Raw genomic sequence first — 3017 nt, 5'->3', positions numbered from 1 at the left:
AGGGCGGCGGTCTCGGCCACGGCGGCCAGCGCGGCGCGGGCGAGCGCGGCGACGGCCACCCACGCGACGGCCACCAGCAGCTCCGCGGGCGGCGCGCCGTCGGTCGCACGGGCGACGGCGTGCGCCAGCAGCCACGCCTGCACCAGGATCAGCCCGGTGCGCAGGCCGGCGGCCACGACGGTGACCGCCAGGTGCGTGCGCACCGGCGCCACGGTGCGCACCAGACGCGGGTCCAGCGGGCGCACCGCGCTCAACCCCCGACGTGCTCGGGGCGCACCCGCCGCCGGAACACCCAGTAGCTCCACGCCTGGTAGCCCACGACCAGCGGCAGGAACACCAGCGCGATCACGCTCATGATCCCGAGCGTGTACTCCCCCGACGCCGCGCCGGCGACGGTCAGGTCGAATTCCGGCGAGACCAGCGAGGGCAGCACCGCCGGGTACAACCCGGCGAAGACCAGCACGGACAGCGCCACGACCGCGCCGGCGCCCGCGATGAACGCCCAGCCCTCGCGCCCCGCCGCGGCCAGCGCGACGGCGCCGACCAGGGCGACCGCCCCGGCCAGCGGCACGACCCACGTCCACCCCGGCCCGTCGGCGCCGACGGTCCACATGCCGAACACCGCCACCGCCGGGATCGCCACCACGGCGCTCGCCCGCGCGGCGGTGCGGGCCCGGGCGCGCACCGGGCCGTCGGTCTTCAGCCCGAGGAACAGCGCGCCGTGCAGGGTGCACAGCGACAGCAGCGCGACGCCGCCCAGCAGGGCGTACGGCGACAGCAGCGAGAGCAGCGACGAGCGCACCACCCCGTCGGCGCCGAGCTCGACCCCGCGCAGGCTGTTGGCGAAGACGAGTCCCCAGCCGAACGCGGGGACCGCGCTGCCGGCCACGATCGCGGCGTCCCAGCGCGCGCGTCCGGCGGCCGTCTCGGCCTTGCCGCGGTACTCGAACGCGACCCCGCGCCCGATCAGCGCGAGCACGATCAGCAGCACGACCGGGTAGAAGCCCGAGAGCAGGCCCGCGTACCAGGCGGGGAAGGCGGCGAACGTCGCGCCGAGCGCGGTGATCAGCCAGACCTCGTTGCCGTCCCACACCGGACCGATGGCGTTGATCATGACTCGGCGGCCGGTCTCGTCGCGGCCGACGGCGGGCAGCAGCACGCCGACGCCGAAGTCGAAGCCCTCGAGCACGAAGTAGCCGGTCCACAGCACGGCGATGGCGACGAACCAGACCAGCGGCAGGTCCACGACGGCTCCTCTGTGCTTGCTGGGTAGGCGCTCAGTAGGTGAAGGCGGGCACGCGCTCGCCCGGTTCGACGTCCGGGGTGACGTGCCCGGGGCCCTTCTTGACGTAGGCCCACAGCAGTCGGGCCTCCACGACCGCGAGCACCCCGTAGACCAGCGTGAACGCCGACAACGAGAACGCCACCTCGCCGAGGGACACCCCGGGTGACACGCTGGCCGCGGTCAGCAGCTCACCGACCACCGTCCAGGGCTGGCGGCCCAGCTCGGTGAGGATCCAGCCGCAGATGTTCGCGGCCAGCGCGGCGGGCAGCCCCAGCACCGCGACGGCGTACATCCAGTCGCGGCGGGGCAGCCGACCGCGGCGGGTCAGCCACAGCCCGACCACGCCGACGGCGATCCCGGCCACGCCGAGCCCGATCATCAGCCGGAAGGCCCAGTACAGGACGGGGACGTTGGGCACGTAGTCGCCGGGGCCGAAGCGCTGCTCGTACTGCGCCTGCAGGTCGTTGACCCCTTCGACCCGCCCGTCGAGCGAGTCGGTGGCCAGCACCGACAGCAGCGAGGGCACCCGGATGTCGATCACGTCCTCGCGGGCGACGGTGTCGCCCACGGCGAAGACCGAGAACCCGGCCGGCGCCTCGGTGTCCCACAGCGCCTCGGCCGAGGCCAGCTTCATCGGCTCGTACTCGGCCATCAGCTGGGCCTGGTGGTGCCCGGACAGCGACACGACCGCACCGGCCAGCGCCGTGGTCACCAGCCCGGCGCGCAGGGCGCCGCGGAACATCCCGGTGTCGGAGTCGTGGTGGCGCCAGAGCCGGTAGGCGCTGACCGCGACCACGAACAGCCCCGCCACCACGAACGACGCGCCCAGCACGTGCAGGTAGGTCGACCAGGCCTGGTCGTTGGACAGCACGGCCCAGATGTCGGTCATCCGGGCGCGGTCGGGCGCGCCCCCGACGCCGGGCTCGACGGTGAACCCGACCGGGTGCCGCATCCAGGCGTTGGCGGCCAGGATGAAGTACGCCGACAGGTTCGAGCCGACCGCGGCCGCCCAGATCGTGGCCAGGTGCACCCGCTTCGGCAGCCGGTCCCAGCCGAAGATCCACAAGCCGAGGAACGTCGACTCCAGGAAGAACGCCAGCAGCGCCTCCAGCGCCAGCGGCGCCCCGAAGACGTCGCCGACGAAGGTCGAGTAGGCGCTCCAGTTCATCCCGAACTGGAACTCCTGCACGATGCCGGTGACCACGCCCATGGCGAAGTTGATCAGGAACAGCTTGCCGAAGAACCGGGTGGCGCGCAGGTGCTCCACGCGCCCGGTGCGCACCCACATCGTCTGCATCACCGCGACGACCACCGACAGGCCGATGGTCAGCGGGACGAACAGGAAGTGGTAGACGGTCGTGATCCCGAACTGCCACCGGGCCAGGTCCAGCGCGTCCACCGCGCCTCCGTTCGACGAGCGTGTCGACGGCCGGAACTTCTACCGCCGGTAGTAATTCTACGACACGTAGAAGATAGGGGTGTGACCCGGTGCTGCGGCGCGCATCACGACGGCGGTCCTGGGGAGGTTCGGGCGGGGGTCGTCCTCGCAGCGTCGGGTCGTCCTCGCAGCGTCGGGTGGGTGTCGCAGCGTCGGGTCGTCCTCGCAGCGTCGAGTCGTCCTCGCAGCGTCGGGTGGGTGTCGCAGCGCGGGGTGGGTCGTCGCAGCGCGCCGGCGGGATGCGAGGGCACCGCCTGGTCTGCGAAGTGGGCGGATCCGGCACGTCGGCAGGGG

The 3017-nt window shown here is 73.2% G+C and carries 2 protein-coding genes and 1 pseudogene; all 3 read right to left on the bottom strand.

Annotated elements, in window-relative coordinates:
- A pseudogene (locus tag KIK08_RS38390) lies at positions 1–203 on the bottom strand (thiol reductant ABC exporter subunit CydD); the annotation flags it as partial.
- A gap of 47 nt (positions 204–250) precedes the next feature.
- Positions 251–1246: a cytochrome d ubiquinol oxidase subunit II gene (gene cydB, locus KIK08_RS38385; RefSeq protein ID WP_214408223.1), complete on the bottom strand. Its 996-nt coding sequence runs from the start codon at positions 1244–1246 to the stop codon at positions 251–253.
- 31 nt (positions 1247–1277) lie between these two features.
- Positions 1278–2684: a cytochrome ubiquinol oxidase subunit I gene (locus KIK08_RS38380; protein ID WP_214408222.1), complete on the bottom strand. Its 1407-nt coding sequence runs from the start codon at positions 2682–2684 to the stop codon at positions 1278–1280.
- Between the last annotated feature and the right edge of the window lie 333 nt (positions 2685–3017).

Origin of the sequence: Pseudonocardia lacus, assembly GCF_018531445.1 — a bacterium.
In the GTDB taxonomy this organism is placed as follows: Bacteria; Actinomycetota; Actinomycetes; order Mycobacteriales; family Pseudonocardiaceae; genus Pseudonocardia; species Pseudonocardia lacus.
Note: the sequence above shows the minus strand (reverse complement) of the source record. Positions and strands in the feature narration are given on the sequence as shown.